A 5,730-nucleotide genomic window follows, 5' to 3' on the forward strand; every position below is an offset into this window, starting at 1 on the left:
GAAGTAGTAGTCATTGACGAAAACTTCGGAGTACGAATTACAGATATACTGAGTCAGATGGATCGATTAAATAATTTACGATAAGTAGATACCTGGAGGGAAAAGCAATGGGAAAACGAATTTTGGTAGTAGACGACGCAGCATTTATGCGCATGATGATCAAGGATATCTTGACGAAGAATAATTATGAAGTAGTAGGAGAGGCAGCAGACGGCGCACAAGCTGTAGAAAAATATAGTGAGCTGAAACCGGATCTAGTTACTATGGATATTACGATGCCGGAAATGGACGGAATTGCTGCACTTAAAGCAATTAAAGGTACAGATCCTTCAGCAACAATTATTATGTGTTCAGCTATGGGACAGCAGGCCATGGTTATTGATGCAATTCAAGCTGGAGCTAAAGATTTCATCGTAAAGCCATTCCAAGCTGACCGTGTTATTGAAGCGATCGACAAAGCGCTGAGCTAAGTAGCCTTATGAACGTAAAACACTTTACCAAATGGCTCGTTATGCTGCTCGTCTGCCTGGTTTTCTGGATGCCTCAAGCACATGCTGAAATAGATCCTAACGCGCGTGTATCTGACTGCTTTGGAAAAGGAAAAGACTGCGGTTCAGATGATGCTGTTAAGGAGAACGTAGATAAAAATGAGGAGATTCCTACGGGGTCTCCTGGTACGATGTCCGATCCGGAAGAGTCTGCCGATCCACCTAAAGGCCTGTCTGCATGGGATTATATCCGCACTCTTTTGGCTTTTGTCTTTGTTATAGGCTTGCTAGTGTGGCTGCTTCGATTTCTTAATAAAAGAAATCGCAGTTTCGACCAGACCCGTCTGATGACCAACTTAGGTGGTGTTCCGCTTGGACAACACAAATCCATTCAATTAGTGAAAATGGGTAATAACTATTTTGTGGTAGGTGTCGGTGAAAATGTTCAGCTCTTGAAGGAGATCGACGACCCTGATGAAATTGCTGATTTGCTGGCCCGCTATGATTCAGAAGGCAGTGAAGTGCAAAAAGGTATCATTTCGCAGCTTTATGAACGATTTTTCTCGAAAGCACAGTCTGGGAACACCTCAACGGATTCTTCTGATTTCAGTCAATTGTTTTCTTCCAAAATGGATGAGATCAAAGCAGATCGCAAAGAACAATTGGATCGGTTGAAGCGGAAAGGGAGCGACCGTGATGGCTGATTTTCTAAATTCGTTTTCAAACAGTGATCCGGCTAACGTTTCAACTTCAATCAAAATGCTTTTGCTGCTGACGGTGTTGTCGCTTGCCCCTGCTATTTTGATTTTAATGACGTCATTTGCCCGGATCATTATTGTATTATCATTTGTTCGTACGGCTCTTGCTACACAGCAGATGCCACCTAACCAAGTGTTAGTAGGACTGGCTTTATTTCTAACTTTCTTCATCATGGCACCTGTTTTATCACAGGTGAATGAAGAAGCGCTAACTCCTTTATTTGATGAAGAAATTTCATTGGATGAAGCATACGAACGGGCTAGCGGTCCGTTTAAAGAGTTTATGAGTGAGCATACAAGGCAGAAAGATTTAGAGTTATTCATGCGCTACAACCAAATGGAACGGCCTGAAACCATTGAAGATATACCGCTGACGATGATGGTGCCGGCTTTTGCGCTGAGTGAAATTAAAACAGCCTTCCAAATGGGTTTTATGATCTTCATTCCGTTTCTGGTTATTGATATGATTGTCGCCAGTGTCCTCATGTCGATGGGTATGATGATGCTACCGCCAGTTATGATTTCATTACCGTTTAAAATATTATTGTTTGTATTAGTGGACGGTTGGTATCTTATTATCCAGTCATTGCTGCAAAGCTTTTAGGGGGGGATTTGAATGACGAGTGAATTTGTTATTTCTATTGCAGAACGATCTGTGTGGGTTATTCTTCTCGCATCAGGGCCTCTCTTGCTCGTTGCGTTATTGACTGGACTCGGCGTCAGTATTTTCCAGGCGACAACTCAGATTCAGGAACAAACTTTGGCATTCGTACCTAAGATTATCGCGGTTATGGTAGCCATTGTATTTTTCGGACCTTGGATGCTCTCGTATGTGACTAATTATGCGAGTGAAATTTTTTCAGGTCTTTCAAGGTATATTGGGTGATTAAATGAATGAACTCATCCCATCTATACCTGCATTTTTACTCATATTAACGCGTGTGACATCTTTCTTTGTTACACTTCCATTGTTTTCATACCGGTCAATTCCAGCGACACAGCGTTTGATTTTTGCTGCGCTGCTCGCGTGGATGATGTCTTACACGGTTGATATCCCGGCAGTCGAAATAGACGGCCAATACATATTGCTGGTAATAAAAGAAGCGGTAGTCGGCTTGTCCATTGGCATTGCGGCCTTTATTATTATGGCGGCTATACAGGTGGCCGGTGGTTTTATCGACTTTCAGATGGGCTTTGCGATAGCGAACGTCATTGACCCTCAAACCGGTGCACAGTCACCGTTGCTCGGTCAGTTTTTTAACTCATTAGCGATGCTCTTACTTCTTGCCCTAAATGGACATCATATGTTGCTGGATGGTATTTTCTACAGCTATGAATTCGTACCTGTGAATGAAATGTTTCCTCCTTTCGGCAGTGCGGGTATAGCCGAATTCATGGTGCTGACCTTTGCTAAGGCTTTTGCAATTGCGTTCCAGATGGCAATACCAGTTGTTGGTACGCTATTCCTGGTGGATTTGGCTCTTGGAATCACCGCGCGTGCTGTGCCACAGCTGAACATTTTCGTGGTTGGATTTCCTATCAAAATAGGGGTCAGCTTTATGGTTCTCGTGACCATGTCAGGTGTGCTGATTACCTTAATGAAGAAACTGTTTGAAGTGATGATCATCACGATGAGAGATCTAATGGTACTGCTGGGAGGTGGCTGATTTGTTGCTAAGGCTTGATTTACAATTTTTCGCCGGCGAGAAAACAGAGAAAGCCACTCCGAAAAAGCGTGAAGATTCTAGGAAAAAAGGACAGGTACTGAAAAGTCAGGACGTTACAAGTGCAATTGTTTTACTTTCTGTCTTTATTTTCATGTTTTTTGCTGCCGGTTTTATGAGAGATAATTTCTTTGTGTTTTTCCGTGAGTCATTTACACATTTTATTCCTATACATATGTTGAATGAAGATCAAGTCATGTTAGTGTACATGAATATTTTAAAACAAATGGCGATTATTTTATTGCCAATTATGATAATTGCGGTGATTGCAAGTATTGTAGCGAACCTCTTACAGTTTGGCTTGTTGTTTACAGGAGAACCTTTGAAGTTCGATTTGAAAAAGATCGATCCGATTAAAGGTTTGAAGAGAATATTCTCTATACGTGCCATTGTGGAGTTATTAAAATCAGTTTTAAAGATTTCTTTTATTGGAACAGTTACGACACTCGTCATTTGGATGAACTTGGGACAGGTGCTGGATTTAGCTTTCAGGACGCCGCATATGGTATTGCTGACGATTGGAAAATTAGTTGGAATGATGGGCATTATCGCTTCACTCGTGTTGCTAGTCATTTCGATACTGGATTTCTTATATCAGAAATTTGACTATGAAAAAAATCTTAGAATGTCCAAACAGGATATTAAAGATGAACATAAAAATATGGACGGAGATCCGCTGATTAAATCTCGGATTAAGCAACGTCAGCGTGAAATGGCTATGCGCCGTATGATGCAGGAAATTCCTGAGGCGGATGTGGTCATCACAAACCCAACGCACTTTGCGATTGCGCTAAAGTATGATGAAGAGCAGATGGATTCTCCGATTGTTGTAGCAAAGGGTGCGGATTTCATTGCCCAGAAAATCAAAATGATTGCCAAGGAAAATGATATCGTCATGGTAGAAAACCGACCGCTTGCACGGGCAATGTTTGATCAAGTGGAAATTGGCGATCGTATACCGGAAGAATTTTTTAAAGCAGTTGCAGAAATCCTGGCGTACGTCTACCGTATCCAGCGAAAAATATAAGTGAACTGAGAAAGTAGGGATGGCATGCAATTTAAAGATTTAGGAGTACTTGCGTCGGTTATTATGATCGTTGCGATGCTCGTCATCCCGTTACCACCCTGGCTGTTAAGTTTTCTAATCATAATAAACATTACCCTAGGTCTAATGGTGCTTTTGACAGCGATGAACATGCAGGAAGCTTTACAATTCTCAATCTTCCCGTCGCTCTTATTGTTATTGACGCTGTTTCGTCTTGGTCTGAACGTTTCTACTACACGTGCAATCCTTTCAGAAGGTAATGCGGGTGGAGTTGTTGATACCTTTGGTACGTTCGTAACCGGCGGAAACATTGTCGTAGGTCTCGTAGTTTTCGTCATTTTAATTATCATTCAGTTTATCGTTATTACAAAAGGTTCGGAGCGTGTTTCTGAAGTTGCTGCCCGCTTTACGCTCGATGCGATGCCGGGTAAGCAGATGAGTATTGATGCTGACTTGAACGCAGGCATGATCTCAGATACAGAAGCGCGTGCGAGACGTGAAAAGGTCAGTAATGAAGCGGACTTTTATGGTGCGATGGATGGTGCGACAAAGTTCGTAAAAGGAGACGCGATTGCCGGGATCATTATTGTTATGATCAACTTATTGGTCGGAATGATCATCGGAGTTGTGCAGATGGGATTACCATTTGCTGAAGCTGCAACACAGTTCTCAACTTTGACAGTCGGTGACGGAATTGTATCTCAGATTCCCGCTCTTTTAATTTCAACTGCTACAGGTATCGTGGTAACTCGTGCCGCTTCAGAAGGGAATTTAGGAACGGATATTACAAATCAGTTACTAGGACAGCCTAAACTGTTGTATGTTGCTTCCGTTACAATTTTATTATTAGGGTTAGCTACTCCAATTAATGACATATTGACAATTCCGATCGCTCTAGCGTTAGCCATAAGCGCGTACATGATGTCACGTAAAGCTGCAGAAGATCCGGAAGAATTGCTTGAGATGGAAGAGGATGTAGAAACTGAGGGATTGAAACGGCCTGAAAATGTCGTGGACTTATTGAATGTAGATCCGATTGAGTTCGAGTTCGGTTACGGTCTCATACCGCTCGTTGATGCAACGCAAGGTGGGGATTTACTGGACCGCGTCGTGATGATCAGACGTCAGCTTGCTATAGAGCTTGGGCTCGTAATTCCAGTTGTGCGTATTCGGGATAATATCCAACTGCAGCCGAATGAATACCGGATTAAAGTGAAGGGTAATGAAATGGCGCGAGGCGAGCTGTTGCTCGATCACTACTTGGCCATGAGTCCTGGTGGGGAAGATTTAATTGAAGGAATCGATACAATTGAGCCTTCATTCGGACTTCCTGCAAAATGGATTACTGAAGAAGCAAAAGAAGAGGCAGAAATCATGGGCTACACGGTGGTTGACCCGCCAAGTGTTGTTTCTACTCACTTAACTGAAATAATTCGGGCAAATGCAGCCGACTTGCTCGGTCGCCAGGAAACAAAACAGCTGATCGATCATGTGCATGAAACGTATCCTATTTTGGTCGATGAATTAACGCCGACACCATTATCTATTGGAGAAATTCAAAAAGTCTTGGCTAAGTTGTTAAGTGAACAAGTATCGGTTAGAAACTTGCCGATCATCTTTGAAACACTTGCTGATTATGCTAAATATACATCGGATGTCGATGTGCTGACGGAATATGTAAGGCAGTCATTGGCACGTCAAATTACCAGCCAGTA

7 protein-coding genes are annotated in these 5,730 nt (G+C 42.4%); all 7 read left to right on the top strand.

All coding sequences use genetic code 11. The features are described 5' to 3' along the window. Positions 1-107 precede the first annotated feature (107 nt). Positions 108-470 carry a response regulator gene (locus Q1J64_RS01680; protein WP_153731288.1) on the top strand — a complete coding sequence of 121 codons (363 nt, stop codon included), beginning with the start codon at positions 108-110 and terminating at the stop codon, positions 468-470. A gap of 8 nt (positions 471-478) precedes the next feature. Next, a complete protein-coding gene (locus Q1J64_RS01685; protein WP_301107364.1) occupies positions 479-1,192 on the top strand; it encodes a flagellar biosynthetic protein FliO in 714 nt (237 codons plus the stop codon). Beyond that, positions 1,185-1,850 (top strand): flagellar type III secretion system pore protein FliP, encoded by a 666-nt coding sequence (gene fliP, locus Q1J64_RS01690; RefSeq protein WP_301107365.1) that lies wholly within the window; start codon positions 1,185-1,187, stop codon positions 1,848-1,850. Before Q1J64_RS01685 ends, fliP begins: the two co-directional genes overlap by 8 nt. A 12-nt stretch (positions 1,851-1,862) precedes the next feature. Continuing rightward, complete coding sequence (fliQ, locus tag Q1J64_RS01695; protein ID WP_301107366.1) at positions 1,863-2,132, top strand: flagellar biosynthesis protein FliQ; 270 nt, start codon at positions 1,863-1,865, stop codon at positions 2,130-2,132. 4 nt (positions 2,133-2,136) lie between these two features. After that, positions 2,137-2,913, top strand: coding sequence for a flagellar biosynthetic protein FliR (gene fliR / locus Q1J64_RS01700; protein ID WP_301107367.1), 777 nt, complete (start codon positions 2,137-2,139; stop codon positions 2,911-2,913). Continuing rightward, positions 2,906-3,997, top strand: a complete 1,092-nt coding sequence (gene flhB / locus Q1J64_RS01705) for a flagellar biosynthesis protein FlhB (protein ID WP_301107368.1) — start codon at positions 2,906-2,908, stop codon at positions 3,995-3,997. Before fliR ends, flhB begins: the two co-directional genes overlap by 8 nt. A 24-nt stretch (positions 3,998-4,021) precedes the next feature. Next, a partial coding sequence (gene flhA / locus Q1J64_RS01710; protein ID WP_301107369.1) for a flagellar biosynthesis protein FlhA occupies positions 4,022-5,730 on the top strand: 1,709 nt, incomplete at its 3' end.

Origin of the sequence: Sporosarcina sp. (assembly GCF_029257255.1) — a bacterium.
GTDB lineage: Bacteria > Bacillota > Bacilli > Bacillales_A > Planococcaceae > Sporosarcina.

What these genes read in the sequence shown, in the direction of transcription:
- fliQ (WP_301107366.1), top strand. Translation starts at nt 1,863, where the DNA reads ATGACGAGTGAATTTGTTATTTCTATTGCAGAACGATCTGTGTGGGTT.
- Q1J64_RS01685 (WP_301107364.1), top strand. Translation starts at nt 479, where the DNA reads ATGAACGTAAAACACTTTACCAAATGGCTCGTTATGCTGCTCGTCTGC.
- fliP (WP_301107365.1), top strand. Translation starts at nt 1,185, where the DNA reads ATGGCTGATTTTCTAAATTCGTTTTCAAACAGTGATCCGGCTAACGTT.
- fliR (WP_301107367.1), top strand. Translation starts at nt 2,137, where the DNA reads ATGAATGAACTCATCCCATCTATACCTGCATTTTTACTCATATTAACG.
- Q1J64_RS01680 (WP_153731288.1), top strand. Translation starts at nt 108, where the DNA reads ATGGGAAAACGAATTTTGGTAGTAGACGACGCAGCATTTATGCGCATG.